Source organism: Zunongwangia pacifica (assembly GCF_023499215.1).
GTDB classification, from domain to species: Bacteria; Bacteroidota; Bacteroidia; order Flavobacteriales; family Flavobacteriaceae; genus Zunongwangia; species Zunongwangia pacifica.
Window position 1 is genome coordinate 22,668 of record NZ_JAKHSK010000016.1, and the last position, 24,156, is coordinate 46,823.

A 24,156-nucleotide genomic window follows, 5' to 3' on the forward strand; every position below is an offset into this window, starting at 1 on the left:
AACTGTTTAAAATCAAATTAAATAAGTTTCGTGTAGTTTTTGTACGTTCCTTACAAGATAAGGAGGTGTATAATCTCTAAATGGAACAATGTGTGAATCAAGAGTCTCAAAGAGATTGATATAAGAATGTACAAAAGAGACAACAAAGACTTGTTGCTCAAAATTTAAGGTGTTAAAAGACATCTTCAGGTCGTCCTGACCTTCAACAACTAATTGCTTATCTGAACAGCAGGAATCATCCTGAACTTCACTTTGACAATCATTTCTGGATAGTTGTTTATCCATTCCGCAAGTTTCAACGTGCCCAAATAAAGAAGAATCCACTAAAGTATCGCCACAGTAATGACTATCAATAGTAAAAGAAACTGTTGACAATAGCACGATAAGTGCCAAATAAACGGATGATATTTTATGAAAAACTTTTTTCATTAATGTTGCAAATTTATAAAAAATTTATCTCAATTTGTTTATTTAACAATTTTTTTTGATTTATCAATGTTTATTTTGCACGAAACCGCTTAAATATTATTTGCAAATAAAATTCTTTTGCAGCTTCTCTTTTGCAGCTTCCTTTATATGATATAAATCATAGTTCTGTTGAACTTTTAGAATTATATTTGTACTGATCAATTTTGTTGTTTTTTTGTAAAAAACTGATAATAAAATAATTGAACAGTTGAATTTTATTTTCCAAAATCCTTTAATGTTAATCAAAATTTATTAATTTTATAGTGTGAAATCTTTTTTCACTAAAATACTGTCCTTCTTTTTAGCAGTTTTTATACTGTTTTCCACCACATCCTTTACGGTAAATATGCACTTTTGCTGTAATAAAATGGTGGATTTGGCTTTTTTTAGTAAAGCAGAATCTTGTATGGAGACTGCACAGAAAAAAGATAATAATTCCAAGCAATGTACTACAATACAAGAGAAAGACTGTTGCGATAATAAGACCATCTTGAAAGAAGGAGATGACACCTTCAAGAAGGCCAATACAATTTCAGAGATTGAAACTTTAGTTTTCTTAAACAACTTCGTCTATTCTTATATCAACCTTTTTGAAGGTTTAGAGAAAAACACAGTTTCTTTTAAGGCTTATAGGCCACCTTTGCTATCCACAGACCTTGTAATCCTCAACGAGTCCTTTTTAATTTGATTTTCTACTTCGCAGGTTAAAATTAATCTGCATTGCCTCTATAGCCAATATTTCACTTCTGGCTAACATTTGTTGTACCCTATTCTCAACAACGCTACACAATATTAATCCTGTTAGGCTAAACCTATCAGACCATTGAGCTAAACTCATTGACAATACATTATATACTATGAACAAACCAAAAGAATTTTGGATTAAGAATATGGTCTGTAGCCGCTGCTTAAAAGTTATTAAGCAAGAACTACAAGAATTGGGAGTTACTGTGCTTTCATTAGAATTAGGAAGATTATTGGTAGAAGCACCAAAAAAAACCAGCAATGAAATTGTCGAAGCTGTTACAACTGTGCTTCACGCTAATGATTTTGAAATTGTACAAAAAGAAGAAGAAATGCTCACAGAAAGAATCAAGATTATTCTAATAGAACAATTGCAAGAGCTACCGCTACATATTAAGGTAAAAACATCTGAATTATTGTCATCAGGTCTTCATCGTGATTACAAAACATTGAGCAGATTGTTTTCTGCCCAGGAACAAACCACTATTGAAAAATACTTTATCAAATTAAAGATTGAAAAAGTTAAAGAGCTCATTCAGCTTAAACAACATTCCTTTTCAGATATAGGGTACCTATTGGACTACAGCAGTGTCAACCATTTGTCTAGACAGTTTAAGGACGTTATAGGAGTAAGTATGACCGATTATAAAAATGCAGAAGACTGGAAACGAAATTTTTACGATGAAATTATATAGATCATAGCGAAAGTTATGTACAACAAGATAGTACAAAACCAATAATTTTATAGTATTAATTCAAAACAAACACCTATGAAAGCACTTACAATTATTTTATCGATGATTGGGCTTGTAAGTTTGAACAGTTGCACACAAGAAACAAACCCTCAAGCAGTACTGGAAAACCCAGAAACCCGCACAGAAGTCTTCAATGATATTGCCCAGAATGACGATTATATGACGGAGTTTATGGAAAATATGCACAACAACCCACAAGCAATGCAAATGATGCAGGGCAACAAGAACATGATGGACGCTATGATGCAGGGCGAAGGAATGCAAATGATGATGGAAGACGGTATGATGATGAAAAACATGATGGGCAATAAGCCTATGATGCACGAAATGATGAGCGGAATGATGAAAAGCTCGGAAACAATGAACTCAATGATGCAAATGATGTATGAAAACGGGATGATGAGTGAAGACTGCATGAAATCCTGCAAAAAAATGATGGCCGAAAAAGGAATGGATATGAAGGGAATGGATAAGATGGACAATATGGATACACCGGCCAAAGAGGACCATACCGAGCATCACTGATTGTTAACCTCTAAATGTAAAACCAATGAAAAAAAATCACTGGATATGGATGGTCATCGGCTGTGGGCTACCACTGTTGTTCATCTTTTTAGCACCAACTCTGGGTATAGGAAGCGGAACATCGCTCTTTATTTTCATCATTTTAATGTTTGGCTGTCACCTATTTATGCCTCACGGTTCACACGGGCACGGTGGTCATAAACACAATAGTCAAAATGAATCAACAGAGAAGCCAATAGAAAAGCATAAAGGGCATCAACATCATTAAAATCGAAACACAATGACACAAAAATATCAAATAAACGGAATTAGTTGTGGTGGATGTGTGTCAAGAGTCAAGAAGACCTTGGAAGAACATCCCAACATCGAAAAAGTAGAGATTTTTCTGGCACCAAAAGGAGCTACACTTATCACAATGAAAGAAGCTCTTTCGGTAGATGAGTTACAAAATCAGCTCAATGCCCTTAGTGGATATACAATAACTGAAATGGAACAATAACAAATTAAATCTAAAAATTATGCACTACTACGATGGAAGTTTTGGAGGAATGCACCTAATATGGTGGGTTATATGGGTCGTTTTACTTGCTTGGATATTTTTCATTCCAGCAGATATCCCATATCAAAAAGCAAAAAAAGACAGTCCACTGGATATTCTTAAAAACCGCTTTGCAAAAGGCGAAATATCCAAGGAAGAATTTGAGGAATCAAAAAAGATATTAAAATCAGACAACTAACTCAAAACTTTAAAATTATGTATCGATTAAACGTAAAAAAACTCGGATTTGCTTTCGGTCTTACGGCGGCACTAATTTACTTAGGCTGTATGATAGTTATGTCAACAGCAGGTCGAGAAGCCACTATCGATTTTTTCAACAGCCTATTGCACGGTTTAGATACCACAAGCATTATCAGGATGGATGTGCCACTATGGGAAGCTGGTTTGGGAATAGTACAGATATTCATTTTAGGATGGCTAATAGGTGCCTGTATTGCGGCTTTTTATAATGCGCAAATAAAAGTCAAAAAATAAGAGAGTAAAATAAAATTTATGCAATATGTCTGGTTCATATGGTCTCTTATAATTCTTGCTCTTTGGGCAATAATCTATTTGTCAAAAAAGGGGTATAGAAAAGAAATGCTCAAAATGAGCCTTATTACGATGCCCTTTGGTTTAACAGAACCATTATTTGTACCAGAATATTGGATGCCACCTTCCTTATTCCATTTAGCGGAAAGAACAGGTTTTGATATTGAGAGCCTTATCTTCTCTTTTGCCATTGGCGGAATAGGGACGGTATTGTATAATCTGATATTCAAAAAAGGCTATATAGATATGCCTCATACCGAACGGAGCCACCAAAGACATAAGCTACATATTTATATACTTTTTGTTCCAGCCATTGTATTCGTCATATTTAGTCTTTTCACCACGCTTAACCACATCTATTGTGGCATCATTGCAATGTTTTTTGGTGGTTTGGCAACATTGTACTGTCGCCCAGATTTAAAAGGAAAGATATGGGTTGGAGGAATCTTGTTTACCATACTGTACTTCATTTATTTCGGAAGCATCCTTCCGTTTTATCCGCAATATGTGGAGCTGTACTGGAATCTGGACAACCTGACCCATATTCTTGTTCTAGGAATTCCAATTGAAGAATTATTATTCGCTTTCACCTTTGGTATGTATTGGTCTGGATTATATGAACACTTGTATTGGAGAAAACTTATAAAATCAAAAGAAATATCAACCAACTAATACATTCAAACTATGAAAATACTATTGGCCATAGATGGTTCAGATTTCAGTAAAGTAGCCATTCACGAACTTATAAAAATGACCCTATCCTCAAATAGTGAAATTCATATTATAAATGTTTATGAAGTTCCGAAAACAACCGGCCTGGGATTGCATACTATGGGCGGCAGGATAGGAAATTACATAGAAGAAATTAGAAGTAACGCTCAAAAATTGGGAAACAAAATCGTTTCAGAAGCTTTCGATAAAATCAAGGCCGAAAACAAGGCACTTACCATAACCACAAGTGTTATTAGTGGCCTGCCCAAAAGTACTATTTATGAAAAAGCAGAAGATTGGGGTGCAGATTTAATCGTAGTAGGCTCTCAGGGTCACGGTGCACTTTCACGCTTAGTATTGGGCTCTGTATCCCAATATTTGACCACAAATGCCAAATGTTCAGTACTCATTGCAAGAGATAGAAATAAAAAATGAAAGAAAAGCAAACACATAGCATTCCGTTGGAATCCACCTGTAAGATAACAGATGAAATCTGTCTTCCAGATACTAAATTACCTCGTGTGGTTATCGTTGGTGGAGGATTTGCAGGTTTGGCATTGGTTGAGAAACTGAAACACAAAGAAGTTCAAGTGGTTTTACTCGATAAAAATAACTTCCATCAGTTTCAGCCTTTATTATATCAAGTGGCAACGAGTGCCCTGGAGCCTGACAGTATTGTATTTCCATTCAGAAAACAAATCAATGGCTATAAAAATGTTTTCTTTCGTTTGGCTGAAGTTGAGGAAATTCAACCTGATTCAAATACTATATTGACCAATAAGGGAAGTGTTTCTTATGACTATTTAGTGTTGGCTACTGGCACGACCACCAATTTCTTTGGGATGGATTCTGTGGCCGAAAATAGTTTGGGGATGAAGGATATTCGCGATTCCCTCAACATCCGTCATATGATGTTGCAAAATTTGGAACAGGCAGCTATTACTTGTGATGATAAAGAACGCGACGCGCTGACAAATTTTGTAATAGTAGGTGGTGGTCCAGCAGGCGTAGAAATGGCAGGAGCTTTGGCAGAGTTTTGCAAATACATCCTTCCCAAAGATTACCCAGAGTACCCTTCTTCCATTATGAATATTTATCTAATAGAAGCCATTGATGAGTTGTTAGGCACAATGTCAGACAAGGCATCATCGAAAACCCTCAAATATTTAGAGGATTTGAATGTAAAGGTATTATTAAATGAAGCTGTAAGCAATTATGACGGCAACGAAGTCACTACCAAAAGTGGTAAGACCATTTTGGCTAAAAATCTTATCTGGACGGCTGGCGTAAAAGGACAATTCCCAAATGGTATTGATGAAAAACACATAGTCAGGGGCAACCGGATTAAAACCGATGCTAATTTAAAAGTAGAAGGCTACGAAAACATTTTTGCCATAGGTGATATCGCAGCACTCATTTCCAAAGAAACCCCAAAAGGACATCCACAAGTAGCACAGACCGCTATTCAACAAGGTAAATACCTGGGCGATTCGATATTAAATATCATAAATAACAAATCCATAAAACCTTTCAAATATAAAGATAAAGGTTCCTTAGCCACTGTAGGAAAACGCAAGGCAGTTGCCGATTTGGGCAAATTTAAATTTGCAGGCTATTTCGCCTGGTTGCTGTGGTCCGTTGTTCACTTGATGTCCATAAGTGGATTTAGAAATAGATTGATGGTTGGTTTTAATTGGGCGGTAAGTTATTTCACTTATGAAAAGAGCAACCGCCTGATTATTAGAAACTTTAAACCGAAATCTTCGATTAAAAACAGGGAAAAATAATTTTGAAATGAAAAATACCACAGATAAAAATAGTAAGCTTTCCTTATTAGGTTCCATATCTCTTGGTACAGGCGTAATGATTGGGGCTGGCATATTTGTCCTTATGGGGCAAATAGCAGAGTTGGTGGGTGATCTATTTCCCATTGCATTTATTGCAGGTGCTGTTGTGGTGGGTTTTAGCTCATATTCCTATGTCAAGTTTTCAAATGCTTTTCCATCGTCTGGAGGTGTGGTTAAATTCCTTAACAAATCCTATGGACCTGGAACAACAACAGGGTTTTATTCTTTGCTGATGTACGTATCAATGGTAGTTTCCGAAAGTCTGGTGGCGGGCACTTTTGGAGCATATACGTTGAGACTATTTCCCGAGTCCTATGCAGGTTATGCCTCTACCCTGGGTGTTGGGCTAATTGTTGTTGCTTATATAGTGAACATCCTGGGCAATAAGGTTATTGGTGCCACCGCGACATTTACCGCTATTATAAAGGTAGTGGGAATAGCAATTTTAGCTATTGCCGGCCTTGCAATTTCAGGTTTTGCCGATATTACGGGAAACTATATTCCCAAAAATACTGAGACATTACCACAAGGCTTCGGATTTGTGGCCGCTTTGGCGTTATCTATCCTTGCTTATAAAGGCTTTACCACTATCACGAACCAAGGGGCCGATATTAAAAACCCGCATAAAAATCTTGGTAGGTCTATCGTGTTTTCCATACTTATCTGCACACTGATATATGTAGCCTTGGCATTAGCTGTTGCGGGAGGTTTAAGCATTCCTGAAATAATCGAAGCTAAAGATTATGCCCTTGCAGCCGCCGCAAAACCTGTTTTTGGGGAATGGGGTTCCTGGATTACCATTGGCATTGCCATTATTGCCACGGTTTCTGGGGTCATTGCCAGTATCTTTTCCTCTTCACGCTTGTTGGCAATGCTCAGCAATATGAAACAGGTGCCTTCTTTAACCAAACTTGGTAGCTTAAAAAATCCAGCACTAATATTCACGTCTTCCCTCGCCATTTTACTGACCGTGCTTTTCGATTTGACAAGGATAGCATCCATTGGGGCTATTTTTTACCTTATTATGGATATCGCTATCCATTGGGGGCTGTTCCGTCACCTTAAAAACAAAGTGGTTTTTCAGCCTATCATCCCATTAATAGCCATCGTATTGGACATTGCGGTATTGGCAGCTTTTCTTTATATAAAATATCTGAACGATCCTTTGGTGCTTATCGTAGCAGCGATTGGGATTGTTCTATTACTTGTTGCAGAACGCCTTTTTATGATTTCACACACAGACGATGAAGGTAATATGCCAATGGGAATGGAAACTACGAACAATAAAACATAATTAATAAAAATCAATTTATATGAAAAATATAGCAGTTATAGGATACGGAGTCATTGGAAAAAGGGTGGCAGATGCCATCAACTTACAAAACGATATGAAGCTTTCGGGAGTATGTGATATCATTAGCGACTGGCGAATTCAAAATGCCGTAAGAAAGGAATACGACATTTATGCAGCAACTAAAGATGCTGCTGATAAAATGAAATCTGAAGGGATTTCGGTAAAAGGAAGCTTACAGGAACTTTTAAAGAAATCAGATCTTGTTGTGGACTGTACACCCAAAAAAATTGCCGCTCAGAATGTCGTTATCTACAAGGAGCAAAACATCAAATTTATTCTACACGGTGGCGAAAAACACGAAACCACAGGGCATTCCTTTAGTGCAGAAAATAATTACAAATCAGCTCTAAACTTGAATGCGACAAGAGTAGTTTCCTGTAATACTACGTCTATTTTAAGAACCTTGACCGCTTTAAAAAGAGCCGATTTATTGGATTATGCCAGAGGTACACTTTTAAGAAGAGCTACAGACCCTTGGGAAAGTCATTTGGGTGGTATTATGAATACGATGGTTCCCGAAAAAGATATCCCAAGCCATCAAGGTCCAGATGCTAAAAGTGTTGACCCAGAACTGGATGTCATCACCGCAGCGGTAAAAGTACCCGAAACATTGAGCCATATGCACTACTGGAATGTGAAATTGAAAAAACAGGCGACAAAGCAAGAAGTGCTAAATGCTTTCAAAACGTCCAGCCGTATTAAATTGATTCAATATGACCAAGGTCTGGTTTCTAACAATACCATTAAGGAAATGTTCTTGGATATGGGAAGGCCTTGGGGCGATATGTACGAAGTAGCACTATGGGAAGATATGCTGAAGGTACAGGGAGACGAACTCTTTTATGCCTACGTGGTCGATAACCAAGCTATTGTAATCCCGGAAACAATTGATGCTATTAGGGCATTAACTGGAATTGAAACAGATGGTACAAAATCCATAGCCAAAACAAATGAAAGTTTAGGAATCCATTAAATACTATCAAGATGAAAACAGACAAGAATATAGTAGAACTTTTAGGAGAAAAAGCAGACTTCTATTTAGAACACGTTTGTGAAAAAATAACAAAGGATGAATTGCAAGTGCCAAGCAAAAATAGTTTAGAAAAAGTATTTGGCAGTAGCAACAGAAATCCGCAGGTGCTTCGAAGTCTTTCACAATTGTACAATCACGGAAATCTGGCAGGAACTGGTTATTTAAGTATCCTTCCTGTTGACCAAGGTATTGAGCATAGCGCGGCCTTTTCATTCTATAAAAACCCAGATTATTTTGACCCAGAGAACATCATAAAACTTGCTATGGAAGCTGGTTGCAATGGTGTGGCATCCACGTTTGGTGTATTGGGATTGAACGCCCGAAAATATGCCCATAAAATCCCTTTTATCGTCAAGATTAACCATAACGAGCTACTTACCTATCCAAATAAATATGACCAAACATTATTTGGTAAGGTAAAAAATGCCTGGGATATGGGAGCAATTGCCGTAGGAGCTACGATTTATTTTGGTTCAGCAGAAAGCAACAGACAGCTAAAAGAAATAGCTGAAGCTTTTGAAGAAGCACACAATCTGGGAATGGCCACCATCTTATGGTGCTATACACGGAACGAGGCATTTAAAACCAACAAGGAAGATTATCACGCAGCTGCCGATGTAACTGGGCAGGCAAACCATTTGGGTGTTACTATTCAAGCAGACATCATCAAACAAAAATTACCTACCAATAATTTTGGTTTCAAAGAGATAGGATTTGGAAAATATGATGATGAAATGTATAAAACCCTTACCACAGACCACCCTATTGACCTTTGCAGGTTGCAAGTAGCCAATTGCTATATGGGTAAAATAGGGCTGATTAATTCAGGTGGTGGTTCCAAAGGCAAATCAGATTTGTCCGAAGCTGTAACAACTGCCGTCATCAATAAAAGGGCTGGTGGCTCTGGGCTGATAATGGGAAGAAAAGCATTTCAAAAGCCCTTTAGCGCAGGCGTAAGAGTATTACAATCTGTTCAGGAAGTGTATCTGGATAATAAAATTAATATAGCATAATCAACAGAATGTTTGACACAGAGATAAAATCATTAAAATCACTTAACCACTACCTCCTTAAACTGGTAGAAAGCCGTCTATGGCTTAAAGTAATCATTGCTTTGTTGTTAGGTGTTGGATTTGGTCTGTTATTGAGTCCACAAAATGGATGGATTTCTAAAGAAACAGCAGATATCGCGGGGAATTGGCTGGCATTGCCCGGTGTACTATTTCTGAAACTGGTTCAAATGATTATGATTCCGTTGATTGTGGCTTCCATCATCACAGGAATCGCAAGTAATGATAAGGACAGTTTAAAAAAATTAGGTGGTGGTGTTTTACTATATTTTTTGGGCACAACAATAGTTTCGGTTAGCATTGGTACGATACTATCCCAAATTTTTAGACCGGGTCGCTTTTTACATCAACAGGCTCTAGCTGAACATAATGAAATTACAGCTGTTCCAACGGAAAATCCAGAGCTTTCCTTCGGAATTGAAACGATTCCTGATGCCATCTCAAACTTACTTCCCGAAAACCCGTTGGCATCTATGGTAAGTGGTGAAATGTTAAGCATTGTAATTTTCACAATCATTATTGGTGTAGCTGTGCTATCACTTGAAAATGCCTTACTGCGCCCAGTGAAGCTGCTTCTAAGTGCCATTCAGGAAGTCTGTATGACAGTAGTAAAATGGTCAATGCTTCTAGTGCCTATTGCTGTTTTCGGACTTATGGCGCAGCTCACCTCTAGCGTTGGTTTGAGTTCTCTATCTGGCCTCACCTACTATGTGGGTGTCGTCTTGCTCGGTCTGTTATTCTTAGTGATTTTCTATTTAGGGCTAATTGTGCTTCTTGGAAAATCAAACCCTATGCATTTCCTGAAAAAAATAAGGGATGTTCAGCTATTGGCTTTTTCAACCACAAGCTCTGCCGCTGTGATGCCACTTTCTCTTCAAACAGCCGAAGAAAAACTAAAGGTGGACAAGACCATTAGCAATTTTATCATTCCCATTGGCGCAACCGTCAATATGGATGGTACTGCACTCTATCAAACGATAACAACTCTTTTTATAGCCCAAGCCTATGGACTGGAAATGAGTTTACTCAATATTATTGTGGTCATTGTAACTATCGTTGCTGCTTCAATCGGCACACCTGCCATTCCCGGAGGTGGTGTGGTGATACTCGCTTCTGTTTTGGGAAGTGTCGGTATTCCAGCCGAAGGCATCATCATTATTATTGGTGTAGAAAGATTGTTGGGAATGTTCAGGACTACTGTAAACGTAACGGGTGACCTCACAGCTTGTATGGTTTTTAATAGATTTTATGGTAAAACCCCAATATTGGTTAATGATAAAACTTTAAAAATATGACATTACTACTCATATCCATATTTTTCATTTTTCCTGTGGTCGCTATAGCAGGATATCAACATTATAAGATTGTTAAGCACCCAGCTTATGATGCTGACAAAACACTCTTAAATTATGAAATTATAGGTGCGGGTGAAAACAAACTCGTTTTGCTGCACGGTTTGACAGGGTCATTGAATTATTGGAAACGCAATTTAGAAAGCATTTCAAAAACACACACTTTGCTATTAATAGACCTTTTGGGTTTTGGTGATTCGCCAAAACCACAAAGTGATTATTCGCTTTCAGTTCAACTTAAAGCTTTAGAATTGGTTTTGCAAAAAGAAGGATTCAATGATGGAAAAACCATAGTTGCCGGTCATTCTATGGGCGCTATAATTTCAATGGCCCTATTGGAAAAACACTCAAATTGGCTCAAAGCAGGCATTTTTATTGGAATACCTGTTTATCAGGATGCAGATGAATTTAAAAAAATTATGTCCTCACATTCCTTTGTGGACAGAATATCAACAAGCAGATTCTCTAAATACATCTGTATGATTCATCCCATTTTTATGTCGCGTGCATTTAAACCAGACAACCTCACGGATGATGTTTATGAAGATGCAAAAAAACACCATTGGCAGAGCTACTATTATTCGCTTACGAGGATAATCCTAAAAACAGATTTATACGGGATTGCAAGAAAGATTAGAAACACAAAAGTGCTTTTCATTCACGGAGCAAAGGACACTACTGCACCGCTCAAAAATGCTATAGACTTATCAAGAGAATTTACAAACGTAAAAACTGTTACCTCTACAGGGGGAGACCATCAGTTCTTTATAAAAGAAGCAGAATTTGTATGGAAGACCATCCAAGATTTTTCTGTTTCAGATAAAAAATCACAAAAAACAATTTTAAATGAATACTAATAAAATTAAACATATAGGTGTATTTACCTCTGGAGGTGATAGTCCAGGGATGAATTCAGCCTTGTACGCCATTGCAAAAACGGCTGAAGCAACTGGTATAAAAGTTAGTGGTTTTAGAAAAGGATATGAAGGATTGATAGACGGTGACTTGGTTCAATTAAAATCACACGAATTACAAAAACTGACCCAAAAGGGTGGCACTATCCTTAAGACAGCCCGAAGCAAACGTTTTCTCGAACTGGAAGGTCGAAAAAAAGCCTTGCAAACTCTAAATGTAAACAAAATAGACGCTTTAATTGCCATTGGTGGTGATGGTACATTTAAAGGATTACTTGCTTTTTCAGAGATATGCGATATCCCATTCATAGGGATTCCCGGAACTATTGATAACGATATTTCGGGTACGGATTACACCCTTGGTTTTGATTCCGCAGTTAACACAGCCATTGAAAATATTGATAAAATAAGGGATACTGCCGAATCCCATAACCGTGTGTTCATTGTTGAAGTAATGGGAAGGGATTCGGGTTACATCGGTATTCATTCTGGATTGATGGTTGGTGCGGACGCCATATTAATTCCGGAGAGCGGTACGGACTTTATTAACCTTTTGGGTAAGGTGAAAAATTACGATAGCGAGGATGCTTTTCTAATCGTAGTTTCTGAAGGTGACGAAATTGGTGCCGAACTTGTTTCTTCAAAAATAAAGGAAGTCAATCCCAATGTCGATTTACGCATAACAAAGCTTGGCCACATACAGCGAGGTGGAAATCCTTCTGCTTTGGATAGAATGTTGGGCATAAGGCTTGGGGTGGAAGCCGTAAAATCGCTTTTACAAAGTAAAAAGAATGTAATGGTCGGGATTTTAAACAATCAATTGCACTTAACCCCTTTTAATGAAGTGGTCAAGCAACATCAGGTCAATAAAGAATTGCACGAACTTTTAGAACTATTTGGAACATAAATTATGAAAACAACAATATACAGCACACATAAATTCGATAAGCCTTCCATTGAAAACGCTAATAAAGGAAAACATCAATTGAATTTTCTGGAATTTAGGCTAACAAAGGAAACCGCCTTATTGGCAGAAGGTTCAAAGGCCATAGCACTTTTCTCAAGTGACGATGCCTCTTCGGAAGTTTTGGATATTTTACACAAACTAGGCATAAAATTTATCGCATTACGTTCGGCAGGTTTCAATCACGTCGATTTAGAAAAAGCAGCTGAATTGAATATAAAAGTGGCCCGTGTCCCAGCCTATTCACCTTATGCCATTGCAGAACATACAATGGCTTTGATACTTGCATTAAACCGAAGACTGATTAAAGCCCACAATAGAGTGCGCGAACAAAACTTTTCATTAAACGGTCTCACTGGTTTTGACCTAAATGGGAAAACCGTTGGCGTGATTGGAACAGGAAAAATAGGGTCTGTACTCGTAAAAATACTTCACGGATTCGGCTGCAATATTCTTGCCCAGGATATAGAAGAAAGCAAAGACCTAATTGATAAATATGGCGTAATCTATTCAGATTGTGCGACGCTCTGTAAGCACGCAGATATAATAAGCCTGCACGTGCCATTAAAAGCTTCAACAAAACATTTAATAAATAAAGAGCATATAGCACTAATGAAATCTGGAGTAATGCTCATCAATACAAGTCGTGGTGGGTTGGTGGACACCAAGGCAGTTATCGAAGGATTGAAAACTAAAAAAATAGGGTATTTAGGACTGGATGTTTATGAGGAAGAAGAAGGGTTGTTCTTTGAAGACCATTCCGATGACATTTTGCAAGACGATGTGATTGCACGCTTAATGACTTTCAACAATGTACTAATTACAAGCCATCAAGCTTTTTTAACCAAAACCGCATTGACCAATATTGCAGAAACAACCATATATAATCTGGATTGTTTTGAAAAACAAAAACCTTCTGGAAATGAAATTAGCATTAATTAATAGTTAAAAACAAATATTATGAAAAACATACTCGTACCAACAGACTTTTCAAAAAATTGCAATAAAGCAGAAGAACTCGGAATTGAAATGGCAAAGCTTTACAATTCCGAAATCCATTTTTTCCATTTGATGAAAACCCCCGTAGAATGGGTAAAGTTGGATAAACAAAAAGAAAAACAGTACCCAGAAACAGTAAAGCAAATAGGCATCGCAAAAGCCTACCTGAGAGAACTGGAGAAAAAAGCAGAACGACAAGGCCTTGAGTGCAGGACTTTTCTTAAATTTGATGGTGGTCAGGCAAATATCCTTAAACATTCGGGTCATTTTCATCACGATTTTATAGTTACGGGAAGTAGTGGCACCCGAGGCGGTATACGTGAGTTAATGGGAAGCAACGTAGAAAAAATTGTTAGGAAAGCTGATGTACCAGTTGTTGTAGTCAAGGATGAAGAAGTATCCTTTCCTTTTAAGGATATCGTTTTTGTTTCAGATTTTCTTCAAGATGTAAGCGATGCATTTAAGCAAGTTATTTCGATTGCTGAAAAATGCGGCGCACATATCCATTTATTGAGGGTCAATACTCAGACCGATTTTAACAGTATAGAACAAGGGTTGGATCCCATCAAGGAGTTCCTGAAAAAATTCCCCGATTTGGATAACTTCTCAATGAATGTATATAACGAACCAGACGTAGAAACAGGGATAAACAATTATTTACGATATAAAAATGCCGATTTAATCGCAATGTGTACTCACGGACGTACAGGCTTTTTAAGCTTATTCTCTAAAAGCATCGCAGAGGGTGTAACCAATCACTCCGAATTACCAGTAATGACTATTAAAATGTAACAATGAATAAATCAGTCTTAATAAAAAAATACTCTGGTGAGTACGAAGCCTTTGATGTAAACAAACTCATCAACTCCCTGCGGCGTTCACGGGCAGATGAGGATATTATTCAAGATATAGCCCGGAAAGTACAAGAGCAGATTGAAGAAGGAATGACAACCAAAAAAATCTATCAGTTGGCTTTCAAGATGCTAAAACGAAAATCTAGGGTAAGTGCCTCAAAGTACAAGCTCAAAAAAGCTTTAATGGAACTAGGTCCAACCGGTTTTCCATTTGAAAAATTAGTAGGCCAGCTATTGGCACACGAAGGTTTTGATACAGAAGTTGATGTTATTGTCCAAGGTAATTGTGTTCAACACGAAATAGATGTGATAGCGCAAAAAGACAATAATCATTATATGATTGAATGCAAATACCATAGCGATCAAGGCCGAGTTTGCAACGTGAAGATTCCATTATACATCAATTCAAGATTTTTAGATGTAGAAAAAAATTGGGAACGCCAAAAAGGTCACGATACTAAACTTCACAAAGGAGGCGTCTATACAAATACACGATTTACAAGTGATGCGGTACAATATGGTAAATGCGTTGGGCTATTATTGACAAGTTGGGATTACCCAATGGATAACGGGTTAAAAGACAGAATAGATAAAGCTGGTCTGCACCCATTGACCGCATTGACAACGCTGACCAAAGCTGAGAAATCAAAGCTATTGGACAAGGGAATTGTGCTCTGTAAAGAGCTTCACGAAAATCCTGCGTTATTAGAGCAGATAGGGGTTGACAAAAAAAGGCACAAAAATATTTTGGCAGATTCAAAAGAGCTGTGCCAAAGCACTTAAGAGTAAATGATATAATAGTTCAATAATCTTAAAATAACCAGATGAAAACAGATGAAACCCAAAAACAGAACACAATAGATTTGGAGCCATTTTACCAAGCATTGGAAGATGATCCAAAACTACTTGAAGAAGCCCTTGAAATAGTATTGGGGATGGTAAACTTTGAACCTAAATCCGTTAAGAAATTGGCGCTTTTTATCAAAGAAGATTCCCGTAATCTGTATAATGAGATAGCGGAATTGAGCAAATCAAAACAAGATAAAGGAAACACACCTTCCTGCTGTGGTGGACACTAAATAAGTACTACAAAGATGAAAAACAATAAAATAAACATTCACTTTTTAGGAGCGGCAGGCACGGTAACTGGCTCAAAATATTTAGTGGATACAGGAGATAAAAAAATACTGATAGACTGCGGACTTTTTCAAGGCTTAAAGGAATTGCGGCTTAAAAACTGGGAGTACCCACCTGTAAAAGTTTCAGAAATTGATATGGTATTGCTTACTCACGGCCATTTAGACCACACGGGATATCTACCACGATTGGTAAAACAAGGTTTTAATGGACCTATCTATGGCACCAACCCCACGTTGGATATCGCTAAAATAATTTTGAACGATAGTGGAAAAATACAGGAACAGGAAGCAGAGCGAGCAAACAAGGAAGGTTATTCCAAACACAGTCCGGCAGAACCGCTTTACGATTTAAAGGATGTAGAAAAAACCATTCCACATTTTAAAGACGTTCCACAAGCACAATGGATTCCGTTATTTGATGGTATCAAGGCACGATTTCAGTATAACGGACATATTCTTGGTGCTACATTCATCGAGCTGGATGTTGAAGGAAAGCGTTTTGTCTTTTCAGGAGATATTGGAAGAACCAGTGATTTATTGCTTTATCCACCCCTGAAACCAAAAAGAGCAGATGTGCTTTTTATAGAATCTACTTATGGAGGAAGGTTTCATCCAGATGAAATGGAAGCACTTCCACTGATTGAAAAATTGGTAAATGACACCATCAATAGAGGTGGCAGCCTGTTTATCCCAAGCTTTTCGGTAGAACGCGCCCAATTGATGATGCTTATTTTTTGGAGGTTACTCAAGGAGAACAAAATCCCCAAAGTACAAATGATTATGGATAGTCCAATGGGTGCCAACGTATTGGAACTGTTTCATAGAACTCGGGATTGGCACAGGTTGGAAGATAACGAATGTGACGAAATGTGCTCGCACTTTACGGTCGTAAGCAGTTATCGGGAAACAATGGAATTACGAACAGATAATAAACCGAAAATCGTGATTGCAGGAAGCGGAATGCTCACAGGCGGAAGAATGCTAAACTACCTTGAAACACAGGCACAAAACCCCAACAACACCTTGCTTTTTGTGGGTTATCAAGCTGAAGGTACGCGAGGCAGAAAATTATTGGAAGGCGATAAGGAACTTAAAGTGTATGGAAAATGGGTGCCCTTTGATATGGAAGTTGCAGAAATTGAAGGGCTTTCGGCACACGCAGACCACGCAGAACTTATGGACTGGATGGATAAGATAAAAAACAAACCCGAACGTATTTTCATTGTACACGGTGAAAAAGAGAGTGCAGAAGCATTGCAAAAAGGCATCAAGGAAACCTATGGGTGGGATGCAGAAATTCCGCAATTATACACCATCGAAGAAATAGAATAAATCGAAAAATCACAACAACCAATAAAATATGGACACACACTCAAACATATTAAAATATAAACATCTCGGAATCTATACCCAAAACGAAAATGTAGTGTATATGCGCGAAGATTGCCACGTCTGTATTTCAGAAGGGTTTGAGGCACTTACCCGAATAAGAATATCCAATGCAAATACATCAATCGTAGCAAGTCTTAATGTCCTGAATTCTGATATTCTGTTGCCTAATGAAATCGGACTATCAGATGCTGCTGCGAAAAAACTCAATGTTTCCCCAAACGATACATTATATGTTTCCCATTTAGAGCCTATCGAATCGTTGAGCCACGTTAGGGCGAAAATCTATAATCAAAAACTGAATTATACAGCATTTAATGAAATCATAACCGATATCGTTGAAGGCGATTATTCCAACATCCACCTTTCGGCATTCATAACTGCCTGTGCAGGTGACCGGATGGATATTGATGAAATATCCGACCTAACGAAAGCAATGATTGCTTCCGGAAAGCAACTGAACTGGAACAAGGATATCGTGGTCGACAAACATTGTATTGGCGGATTGCCTGGCAATAGGACAACACCATTGGTAGTTGCCATTGTTGCCGCGTATGGGCTTACTATGCCAAAAACATCCTCACGGGCAATCACTTCGCCAGCAGGCACAGCAGATACAATGGAAGTACTGACCAATGTTACGCTCTCTTCCGAGGAAATAAAGACCGTAGTAGAAAAAGAAGGCGGATGTTTTGTTTGGGGCGGTACAGCGCAGTTAAGTCCTGCCGATGATGTGCTCATTAAAATTGAAAAAGCCTTGGATATTGATAGCGAAGGTCAGCTTATTGCTTCGGTACTATCAAAAAAAGCAGCAGCTGGTTCTACGCACGTGGTTATTGATATTCCTGTGGGAGAAACTGCAAAAATTAGAAGTTCAGTAATGGCTGAAAAACTCAAGAACCATATGGAAACGGTAGGCAATTCTGTCGGATTGAATGTGAAAGTGGTCATTACTGATGGTACGCAACCTGTAGGAAGAGGGATTGGTCCAACTTTGGAAGCCATCGATATATTGAAGGTTTTACAAAATGAGGCAGATGCCCCAATCGACCTAATGGAAAGAGCGTTGCTTTTGGCTGGAGAACTTATAGAGCTTTCGGGCAAAGTCGAAAAAGGAAAAGGAACGGAAACCGCCAAAGAATTGCTTACATCTGGTCAGGCTTATGAAAAATTCCTTGCCATTTGTAAGGCCCAAGGCCGCTTTTCAAAACCTGTTTTAGCACCTTATAAAATTGAAATCAGAGCAGAAAAATCAGGCAGTCTAAAGCGTATTGATAATCGAAAGATAGCAAAGCTTGCCAAACTTTCAGGCGCACCTCAATCTAAATCTGCTGGAATTTTATTGAATGTGCATTTGAATGATAAAATTGAAAAAGATGACTTACTATTCACGCTTTTTGCAGAATCGCAGGGTGAATTAAATTACGCCTTAGAGTACAAGAACAGTCATAACGACATTATAACTATTAAATAAAAAATAAAATGAAAACTATACTATTTAGCCTTCCGGGAAACGAGGAATTAACAGAGCTAATGGCTACAAAAATGGATGCTGAAGTGGGTCAAGCCACATTAAGGAAATTCCCTGACGGGGAATCATACACGCGCATATTGTCTGATGTTAAAGATAAATGTGTGGTACTGGTATGCACCTTGCACGAACCGGACGAAAAACTGTTGTCACTATATTTTTTAAGCCACACAGCCAAATCATTAGGAGCTATGTGTACCTGTTTGGTAGCACCCTATTTGGCGTATATGCGGCAGGACAAAGTATTTAATGAAGGAGAAGGAGTGACTTCCGGTTTCTTCGGAAAATTGATTTCTGGTTTCGCCGATAGCATTACCACAGTTGACCCTCACTTGCACAGAATTAGTTCGTTGGGAGAAGTGTATCAAATTCCAAATAAAGTGATTCACGCTGCCGACGCAATTTCAGAATGGATTAAAGAAAATATCGAAAACCCGGTACTTATCGGACCTGATTCTGAAAGTGAACAATGGGTATCAGAAGTCGCCAAAAATGCAGGAGCACCATTTACGGTATTACAAAAGGTGCGTCACGGTGACCGTGATGTAGAAGTCTCTGTTCCCGATGTGGATATATATAAAGATGCTACACCCATTTTGGTAGATGATATTATTTCCACAGCCCGAACAATGATTGAAACCGTACAACATCTTAAAAAAGCAGGAATGAAACCACCTATTTGTGTAGGCATTCACGCCGTTTTTTCAGGAAACGCCTATCAAGATTTATTGGATTCCGGAGTAGAAAAAATAGTGACTTGTAATACCATCCCACACTCTTCAAATGGAATAGATTTAAGTGATATTATGGCAAAAGAGGTAAAAAAATTAATGCACCATATATGAGAAAACAAGGCTTTATAGTACTAATCACTTTATTCAGCATCACAATGACTGGACAAACTGAAATGCTCATTGGGCAGATTTCAGGCAGAGTTGTTATTCGGGAAAACTTTGATGAAAATGGTTCTTTTTTAAATAAACAAACTTTCAAAGCCAGTGAAACAATAAAGAAAAATGGATACTATGAAATTGAGGTAGTTACGGAATTGTTTGATAAAGACAAAAAATTGACCGATAAATACACCACAACCTATCGTTGCAAGCCTGATGAAGCAAGTGTAGTGGTAATGGCTTTCCCGTTTTCCAATCCAAAATCAAAGAAAACAGAAATCAACACCACTTCAAAGAAATTTAAAGAACTATACAATTTGGATAATCTGAAAAATATTGAATTGGAAATGAGTTTTGACTCGGGCTTGTTGAATTTTTTCGGTTCAAAAAGCATCATAAAAATTTACGATCGAAAATTAGAAGCTGGCAAAAACACTATTAAATCAAAAATAAATATTAAGGCCTATGCCTGGGGTATTCGCATCAAGCAATTCAATTATACTGTTATTGAAAAATTAAATGAAAAAGGATTATTGACTTTTCAGAAATTTTCAGAAGCAGATAACAGCTATTTTACAATAAACTATAAATAAAGACAGATGAAAAATTACGATACACTTTCTGAAGCCATAAACGATTTACAGGGAAATGGCTATACATATGATTTTAACCTAAAACCAGAATGTTTGGAGTGTGCCTCACTAAAAATTGAAATACACCCAGAAGATTTTAATGTTGACGAGATGCATCGTTTTGAGGGTATGAGCAGTACCGACGATAATAGCATTTTATATGCTATATCCTCCAATGATGGAATTAAAGGACTTCTGGTAGATGCCTATGGCGTCTATGCCGAAAACATTTCGGAAGCTATGAGAAAAAAATTACGATAACACTTAAACAAGACAATAATGGAAAATCACGAACACCACAATCACGATGAAATGGACCATTCTAAAATGGACCATTCGAAGATGAAACACAAAAAAGAAGACCATTCTAAAATGAACCACAAAGGTGGAGACCATTCTGGCCACAATCCAGGGCACGGAGAACACGGGCACGACCATCATAAAATGATGATTGCCGATTTTAGAAAACGGTTTTGGGTAACCCTTGTACTTACTATTCCCATACTGTTCTTCTCGCCGATGATTCAGGACTTTTTTGGATATGAGTTTTTGCTTCCCGGAAATCCATATATCCTTTTTGCACTTTCCACAATCGTATATTTCTATGGTGGTTGGCCATTTTTAAAAGGATTCTGGTCTGAAATCAAAAAAGGTGCGCCAGGAATGATGACCTTGATTTCTATGGCAATTTCTGTAGCTTATTTTTATAGCACCGCGACCGTATTTGGCTTAAGAGGCGAAGACTTTTTCTGGGAGCTATCAACACTTATAGCCATAATGTTGCTTGGTCATTGGATAGAAATGAAAAGTGTGTTAGGTGCGTCAAAAGCTTTACAGTTACTGGTAAGTATGATGCCTGCGGAAGCGCACAGGGTAAAAGGCGACATCATAGAAGACATCCCTCTTGAAGATTTACTAAAGGATGATGTGATTTTGGTTAAACCAGGTGAAAAAGTTCCTGCTGATGGGATTATAGTAGACGGTTCAAGTTACCTGAACGAATCTATGCTTACAGGCGAATCCAAACCTGTAAAAAAAGATGAAAACGATAAGGTTATTGGTGGTTCGGTAAATGGTAACAGTACCTTAAAAGTAAAGGTTGAGCATACTGGAAAAGATAGCTATCTCAACAAGGTCATCAAAATGGTCGAAGAAGCGCAAAAAACCAAATCAAAAATGCAAAACCTCTCGGATAGAGCTGCAAAATGGCTTACCTATATCGCATTAGGTATTGGTTTTGGAACATTAGCGGTATGGCTGATTTTAGGCTTTCCATTTGTCTATGCTTTAGAAAGAATGGTTACCGTTATGGTCATTGCTTGTCCACACGCATTAGGTCTTGCCATACCACTTGTGGTTGCTATTTCTACTGCTGTTTCAGCTCAAAACGGGTTATTAATTCGAAATAGGACAGCTTTTGAAGAATCCCGAAAAATATCAGCTTTATTGTTTGATAAAACGGGAACATTGACCAAAGGCGATTTTGGCGTTACTCGAATTGAGTCTGTTAGCGAAACTTATTCATCTGAAGAAATTTTAAGGCTTTCGAGTGCATTGGAACAAAGTTCGGAACATCCTATCGCCGTAGGTATTATTAAAAAAGTCAAAGAAGATAATATGACCATCCCAAAGCCTGAAAACTTTAATGCAATTACAGGTAAAGGCGTTGAGGCCAATGTAGAAGGTAAGCAAGTAAAAGTGGTTAGTCCTGGTTTTTTAAGGGATGAAAAAATCACTATTCCCGAAGACGCATACAGTGATGCCGCTGAAACAGTTGTTTTTGTCTTGATTGATGGAAAATTAGCTGGTTACATTGCTCTTGCCGATGAAATACGACCAGAATCTGCCGAAGCCATAAAAGTCTTTAAAAAGAATAACATTAAAGTTTTGATGGCAACAGGAGATAACGAAAAAACAGCCAAAGCTGTAAGTGATAAGCTTGGCTTGGATGGTTACTATGCTGAAGTGCTGCCACATCAAAAGGTAGAAATTGTAGAAAAGTTACAAAACAAAGGAGAATTTGTGGCTATGACTGGCGATGGTGTAAACGATGCGCCTGCACTTGCAAAAGCTGATGTTGGTATTGCCGTTGGTTCCGGAACAGATGTGGCTGCTGAAACTGCCGATATTATTTTGGTAAATAGCAATCCACAGGATATTGCCAATCTAATTCTATTCGGAAAAGCGACCTATAACAAAATGATTCAGAATCTAATCTGGGCTACGGGATATAATGTAGTGGCTATTCCTTTAGCAGCTGGCGTACTATATTCTTCAGGCTTTGTTTTAGGACCTGCCGTTGGAGCTGTATTTATGAGTTTGAGCACCATTATAGTGGCCATTAATGCACAATTGTTAAAAAGAAAAATCGGTAAAAAATAAATGGAAAGAAAAGAAAAACTCAACAGGATATTTTTAATCCTGTTGAGTTTATTTGTAGTGATGTTGGGCTATGGTATATTATTGCCAACCCTTCCTTACTATACCGAAAGATTAGCTTTAAAAGACAATCTTGATACCGATTTAATCAACTTCCATATTGGACTGCTTACAAGCATTTATCCATTATTTCAATTAATTTTTGTTGTGGTATGGGGAAAGCTTTCAGATAGATATGGACGTAAACCAATTATCATTGTTGGGCTAATCGGCTTTGTAATTATGCAATTACTTACCGGTCTTGCTACATCATTGACGATGCTATATGTTGCTCGCATCTTTGGTGGTATTTTCACGTCATCAGTTATTCCAGTTAGCAACGCATATTTGAGCGACATTACTTCTGAAAAACGAAGAACAAAAATAATGGGTTGGTCGGGTGTTGCCATTAGCTCTGGTGTTATTTTTGGCCCTGTCATTGGTGGCTTTCTGTCTCAAACTGACCTTCATTTAAAATATACGATAGGTCTGCTGCATTTAGACCGATTTTCAGTACCCTTTTTGTTTGCCGCTCTTCTAGGACTTATAGTCTTATTTGTAGTAGCAAAATGGTTAAAAAACACCACTCGCGTACATACGTTCACAACACAAAAAGCGAGCTTGCGATTCACATTTACCAAATATTTTGTCGTATTACTGGGTCTGTCGTTTGTCATCCAATTTGTAGTAACGCTGTTTGAAACTGTCTTTTCAATATATGGGAAAGATGAATTAGGATTTAACAGTAACCAAATAGGTATTGGTTTTATGCTATGTGGTTCAATAATGGCTGTTTTACAACCTTTGTTCGCTACTTACGGAGAGAAGTTTTTATCCACAAAGAAACAAATTGCATTAGGGTTGTTTATATCTGGATTATCCTTAATTGTCTTTCCCTTTTTTAAGAATGAATACTTGGTATATGTGTTAATCGTTGTTTTCGCTGCTGGAGGTGCTATGGTAACCCCAAATTTACTTTCTGCGGTCTCATTAATATCAAAGCAAAATACTGGCAGGAACATTTCTATTCAGAGCACTACTAATAGCGTTGGTCAAATTCTAGGGCCTGTTTTAGGGACTTGGTTACTCGCAGGTGGTTTTTACTACCCTTTTATAATTGCTGGCAGCATTGTCTTGGCTGTTATTGGTTTTTTATTCTTTTTCAAAAATCCACCATAAAAAAATAAGCACATAACCATATTTATTGATAATTAACCCAAATCTAAAGCCCCAAATATTTTGCATAAGCTGATTCATAAAATTTTAGATAATTACAAAGAGGAAATAAAAGCAGTTGAGGAATCTAATCTTAACGATTTCAATAATGTTGAACAAGGTATTTCCATTTCAAGACAATACTTACAGCAATTGCGAGTTTGTGTAAGAGAAAATGAATTTCAAGACAAACAAAATGAAATCATATTCTTTAAAAATATCCGTCCGAGCCGTTTTTCTAGAAGTGTGTATCTCAACA

Annotated in this window: 27 protein-coding genes; 26 read left to right on the forward strand and 1 reads right to left on the reverse strand. The window is 37.6% G+C overall.

The genetic code is table 11. The annotated features are described in order from the left end of the window. Window positions 1-12 precede the first annotated feature (12 nt). The gene (locus L1967_RS12085; protein WP_084839795.1) at window positions 13-429 is read right to left on the reverse strand and encodes an HYC_CC_PP family protein; all 417 of its coding nucleotides are present in this window, start codon (window positions 427-429) and stop codon (window positions 13-15) included. Window positions 430-733: 304 nt separating this feature from the next. Here L1967_RS12085 and L1967_RS12090 point away from each other — a divergent pair, with 304 nt between their 5' ends. The 26 genes from L1967_RS12090 to L1967_RS12215 all read left to right on the forward strand — a co-directional run bounded on the left by L1967_RS12090 (window position 734) and on the right by L1967_RS12215 (window position 23,861). Next, window positions 734-1,156 (forward strand): HYC_CC_PP family protein, encoded by a 423-nt coding sequence (locus tag L1967_RS12090; protein ID WP_040459986.1) that lies wholly within the window; start codon window positions 734-736, stop codon window positions 1,154-1,156. 169 nt (window positions 1,157-1,325) lie between these two features. After that, window positions 1,326-1,907: a helix-turn-helix domain-containing protein gene (locus tag L1967_RS12095; protein ID WP_013072797.1), complete on the forward strand. Its 582-nt coding sequence runs from the start codon at window positions 1,326-1,328 to the stop codon at window positions 1,905-1,907. Window positions 1,908-1,982: 75 nt separating this feature from the next. After that, window positions 1,983-2,492: a hypothetical protein gene (locus L1967_RS12100; protein WP_013072798.1), complete on the forward strand. Its 510-nt coding sequence runs from the start codon at window positions 1,983-1,985 to the stop codon at window positions 2,490-2,492. 280 nt (window positions 2,493-2,772) lie between these two features. Next, the gene (locus tag L1967_RS12105) at window positions 2,773-2,991 is read left to right on the forward strand and encodes a heavy-metal-associated domain-containing protein (RefSeq protein ID WP_013072800.1); all 219 of its coding nucleotides are present in this window, start codon (window positions 2,773-2,775) and stop codon (window positions 2,989-2,991) included. A 19-nt stretch (window positions 2,992-3,010) separates the two neighbouring features. After that, the gene (locus tag L1967_RS12110) at window positions 3,011-3,229 is read left to right on the forward strand and encodes an SHOCT domain-containing protein (RefSeq protein WP_013072801.1); all 219 of its coding nucleotides are present in this window, start codon (window positions 3,011-3,013) and stop codon (window positions 3,227-3,229) included. A 17-nt stretch (window positions 3,230-3,246) separates the two neighbouring features. Further along, complete coding sequence (locus L1967_RS12115; RefSeq protein WP_041579015.1) at window positions 3,247-3,525, forward strand: DUF5676 family membrane protein; 279 nt, start codon at window positions 3,247-3,249, stop codon at window positions 3,523-3,525. A gap of 114 nt (window positions 3,526-3,639) precedes the next feature. Continuing rightward, entirely contained in the window at window positions 3,640-4,254 is a 615-nt protein-coding gene (locus tag L1967_RS12120) for a lycopene cyclase domain-containing protein (protein WP_223825837.1), read from the forward strand. A gap of 12 nt (window positions 4,255-4,266) precedes the next feature. Continuing rightward, window positions 4,267-4,728 (forward strand): universal stress protein, encoded by a 462-nt coding sequence (locus L1967_RS12125; protein WP_084839793.1) that lies wholly within the window; start codon window positions 4,267-4,269, stop codon window positions 4,726-4,728. Next, complete coding sequence (locus tag L1967_RS12130) at window positions 4,725-6,080, forward strand: NAD(P)/FAD-dependent oxidoreductase (RefSeq protein ID WP_009778894.1); 1,356 nt, start codon at window positions 4,725-4,727, stop codon at window positions 6,078-6,080. The genes L1967_RS12125 and L1967_RS12130 overlap by 4 nt, the downstream gene beginning before the upstream one ends. Window positions 6,081-6,087: 7 nt before the next feature. Beyond that, the gene (locus L1967_RS12135; protein ID WP_013072805.1) at window positions 6,088-7,434 is read left to right on the forward strand and encodes an APC family permease; all 1,347 of its coding nucleotides are present in this window, start codon (window positions 6,088-6,090) and stop codon (window positions 7,432-7,434) included. 19 nt (window positions 7,435-7,453) lie between these two features. Further along, window positions 7,454-8,467 carry a type II glyceraldehyde-3-phosphate dehydrogenase gene (locus L1967_RS12140; RefSeq protein WP_013072806.1) on the forward strand — a complete coding sequence of 338 codons (1,014 nt, stop codon included), beginning with the start codon at window positions 7,454-7,456 and terminating at the stop codon, window positions 8,465-8,467. Window positions 8,468-8,478: 11 nt separating this feature from the next. Then, window positions 8,479-9,540 (forward strand): class I fructose-bisphosphate aldolase, encoded by a 1,062-nt coding sequence (locus L1967_RS12145; protein WP_013072807.1) that lies wholly within the window; start codon window positions 8,479-8,481, stop codon window positions 9,538-9,540. An 8-nt stretch (window positions 9,541-9,548) separates the two neighbouring features. Further along, a complete protein-coding gene (locus L1967_RS12150; protein ID WP_013072808.1) occupies window positions 9,549-10,892 on the forward strand; it encodes a dicarboxylate/amino acid:cation symporter in 1,344 nt (447 codons plus the stop codon). After that, window positions 10,889-11,806, forward strand: a complete 918-nt coding sequence (locus L1967_RS12155) for an alpha/beta fold hydrolase (protein ID WP_249601860.1) — start codon at window positions 10,889-10,891, stop codon at window positions 11,804-11,806. Before L1967_RS12150 ends, L1967_RS12155 begins: the two co-directional genes overlap by 4 nt. Beyond that, a complete protein-coding gene (locus tag L1967_RS12160) occupies window positions 11,796-12,770 on the forward strand; it encodes an ATP-dependent 6-phosphofructokinase (RefSeq protein WP_013072810.1) in 975 nt (324 codons plus the stop codon). The genes L1967_RS12155 and L1967_RS12160 overlap by 11 nt, the downstream gene beginning before the upstream one ends. 3 nt (window positions 12,771-12,773) lie before the next feature. Further along, on the forward strand, window positions 12,774-13,769 hold the full coding sequence (locus L1967_RS12165; RefSeq protein WP_008616405.1) for a 2-hydroxyacid dehydrogenase: 996 nt from the start codon (window positions 12,774-12,776) through the stop codon (window positions 13,767-13,769). 18 nt (window positions 13,770-13,787) lie between these two features. Further along, window positions 13,788-14,618 carry a universal stress protein gene (locus L1967_RS12170; protein ID WP_249601861.1) on the forward strand — a complete coding sequence of 277 codons (831 nt, stop codon included), beginning with the start codon at window positions 13,788-13,790 and terminating at the stop codon, window positions 14,616-14,618. A 2-nt stretch (window positions 14,619-14,620) separates the two neighbouring features. After that, entirely contained in the window at window positions 14,621-15,463 is an 843-nt protein-coding gene (locus L1967_RS12175) for a restriction endonuclease (RefSeq protein WP_249601862.1), read from the forward strand. A 41-nt stretch (window positions 15,464-15,504) separates the two neighbouring features. Then, the gene (locus L1967_RS12180; RefSeq protein ID WP_249601863.1) at window positions 15,505-15,759 is read left to right on the forward strand and encodes a hypothetical protein; all 255 of its coding nucleotides are present in this window, start codon (window positions 15,505-15,507) and stop codon (window positions 15,757-15,759) included. A 15-nt stretch (window positions 15,760-15,774) separates the two neighbouring features. Then, a complete protein-coding gene (locus L1967_RS12185; protein WP_249601864.1) occupies window positions 15,775-17,151 on the forward strand; it encodes an MBL fold metallo-hydrolase RNA specificity domain-containing protein in 1,377 nt (458 codons plus the stop codon). A gap of 28 nt (window positions 17,152-17,179) precedes the next feature. Further along, complete coding sequence (locus L1967_RS12190; protein WP_262917441.1) at window positions 17,180-18,682, forward strand: thymidine phosphorylase family protein; 1,503 nt, start codon at window positions 17,180-17,182, stop codon at window positions 18,680-18,682. Between the two features lie 8 nt (window positions 18,683-18,690). Continuing rightward, window positions 18,691-19,584, forward strand: a complete 894-nt coding sequence (locus L1967_RS12195) for a ribose-phosphate pyrophosphokinase (RefSeq protein WP_008616396.1) — start codon at window positions 18,691-18,693, stop codon at window positions 19,582-19,584. Next, complete coding sequence (locus tag L1967_RS12200) at window positions 19,581-20,225, forward strand: hypothetical protein (protein WP_008616394.1); 645 nt, start codon at window positions 19,581-19,583, stop codon at window positions 20,223-20,225. The genes L1967_RS12195 and L1967_RS12200 overlap by 4 nt, the downstream gene beginning before the upstream one ends. A 6-nt stretch (window positions 20,226-20,231) precedes the next feature. Beyond that, a complete protein-coding gene (locus L1967_RS12205) occupies window positions 20,232-20,525 on the forward strand; it encodes a phosphoribosylpyrophosphate synthetase (RefSeq protein WP_083645387.1) in 294 nt (97 codons plus the stop codon). An 18-nt stretch (window positions 20,526-20,543) separates the two neighbouring features. After that, on the forward strand, window positions 20,544-22,646 hold the full coding sequence (locus tag L1967_RS12210) for a copper-translocating P-type ATPase (protein ID WP_013072818.1): 2,103 nt from the start codon (window positions 20,544-20,546) through the stop codon (window positions 22,644-22,646). Next, entirely contained in the window at window positions 22,647-23,861 is a 1,215-nt protein-coding gene (locus tag L1967_RS12215) for an MFS transporter (protein ID WP_249601866.1), read from the forward strand. The last annotated feature ends 295 nt before the right edge of the window (window positions 23,862-24,156 follow it).

Bases quoted from the DNA above. Each gene is read 5' to 3' on its own strand.
- L1967_RS12085 (WP_084839795.1), bottom strand. From the start codon at position 429: ATGAAAAAAGTTTTTCATAAAATATCATCCGTTTATTTGGCACTTATC.
- L1967_RS12095 (WP_013072797.1), top strand. From the start codon at position 1,326: ATGAACAAACCAAAAGAATTTTGGATTAAGAATATGGTCTGTAGCCGC.
- L1967_RS12100 (WP_013072798.1), top strand. From the start codon at position 1,983: ATGAAAGCACTTACAATTATTTTATCGATGATTGGGCTTGTAAGTTTG.
- L1967_RS12105 (WP_013072800.1), top strand. From the start codon at position 2,773: ATGACACAAAAATATCAAATAAACGGAATTAGTTGTGGTGGATGTGTG.
- L1967_RS12110 (WP_013072801.1), top strand. From the start codon at position 3,011: ATGCACTACTACGATGGAAGTTTTGGAGGAATGCACCTAATATGGTGG.
- L1967_RS12115 (WP_041579015.1), top strand. From the start codon at position 3,247: ATGTATCGATTAAACGTAAAAAAACTCGGATTTGCTTTCGGTCTTACG.
- L1967_RS12120 (WP_223825837.1), top strand. From the start codon at position 3,640: ATGAGCCTTATTACGATGCCCTTTGGTTTAACAGAACCATTATTTGTA.
- L1967_RS12125 (WP_084839793.1), top strand. From the start codon at position 4,267: ATGAAAATACTATTGGCCATAGATGGTTCAGATTTCAGTAAAGTAGCC.
- L1967_RS12130 (WP_009778894.1), top strand. From the start codon at position 4,725: ATGAAAGAAAAGCAAACACATAGCATTCCGTTGGAATCCACCTGTAAG.
- L1967_RS12135 (WP_013072805.1), top strand. From the start codon at position 6,088: ATGAAAAATACCACAGATAAAAATAGTAAGCTTTCCTTATTAGGTTCC.
- L1967_RS12140 (WP_013072806.1), top strand. From the start codon at position 7,454: ATGAAAAATATAGCAGTTATAGGATACGGAGTCATTGGAAAAAGGGTG.
- L1967_RS12145 (WP_013072807.1), top strand. From the start codon at position 8,479: ATGAAAACAGACAAGAATATAGTAGAACTTTTAGGAGAAAAAGCAGAC.
- L1967_RS12150 (WP_013072808.1), top strand. From the start codon at position 9,549: ATGTTTGACACAGAGATAAAATCATTAAAATCACTTAACCACTACCTC.
- L1967_RS12155 (WP_249601860.1), top strand. From the start codon at position 10,889: ATGACATTACTACTCATATCCATATTTTTCATTTTTCCTGTGGTCGCT.
- L1967_RS12160 (WP_013072810.1), top strand. From the start codon at position 11,796: ATGAATACTAATAAAATTAAACATATAGGTGTATTTACCTCTGGAGGT.
- L1967_RS12165 (WP_008616405.1), top strand. From the start codon at position 12,774: ATGAAAACAACAATATACAGCACACATAAATTCGATAAGCCTTCCATT.
- L1967_RS12170 (WP_249601861.1), top strand. From the start codon at position 13,788: ATGAAAAACATACTCGTACCAACAGACTTTTCAAAAAATTGCAATAAA.
- L1967_RS12175 (WP_249601862.1), top strand. From the start codon at position 14,621: ATGAATAAATCAGTCTTAATAAAAAAATACTCTGGTGAGTACGAAGCC.
- L1967_RS12180 (WP_249601863.1), top strand. From the start codon at position 15,505: ATGAAAACAGATGAAACCCAAAAACAGAACACAATAGATTTGGAGCCA.
- L1967_RS12185 (WP_249601864.1), top strand. From the start codon at position 15,775: ATGAAAAACAATAAAATAAACATTCACTTTTTAGGAGCGGCAGGCACG.
- L1967_RS12190 (WP_262917441.1), top strand. From the start codon at position 17,180: ATGGACACACACTCAAACATATTAAAATATAAACATCTCGGAATCTAT.
- L1967_RS12195 (WP_008616396.1), top strand. From the start codon at position 18,691: ATGAAAACTATACTATTTAGCCTTCCGGGAAACGAGGAATTAACAGAG.
- L1967_RS12200 (WP_008616394.1), top strand. From the start codon at position 19,581: ATGAGAAAACAAGGCTTTATAGTACTAATCACTTTATTCAGCATCACA.
- L1967_RS12205 (WP_083645387.1), top strand. From the start codon at position 20,232: ATGAAAAATTACGATACACTTTCTGAAGCCATAAACGATTTACAGGGA.
- L1967_RS12210 (WP_013072818.1), top strand. From the start codon at position 20,544: ATGGAAAATCACGAACACCACAATCACGATGAAATGGACCATTCTAAA.
- L1967_RS12215 (WP_249601866.1), top strand. From the start codon at position 22,647: ATGGAAAGAAAAGAAAAACTCAACAGGATATTTTTAATCCTGTTGAGT.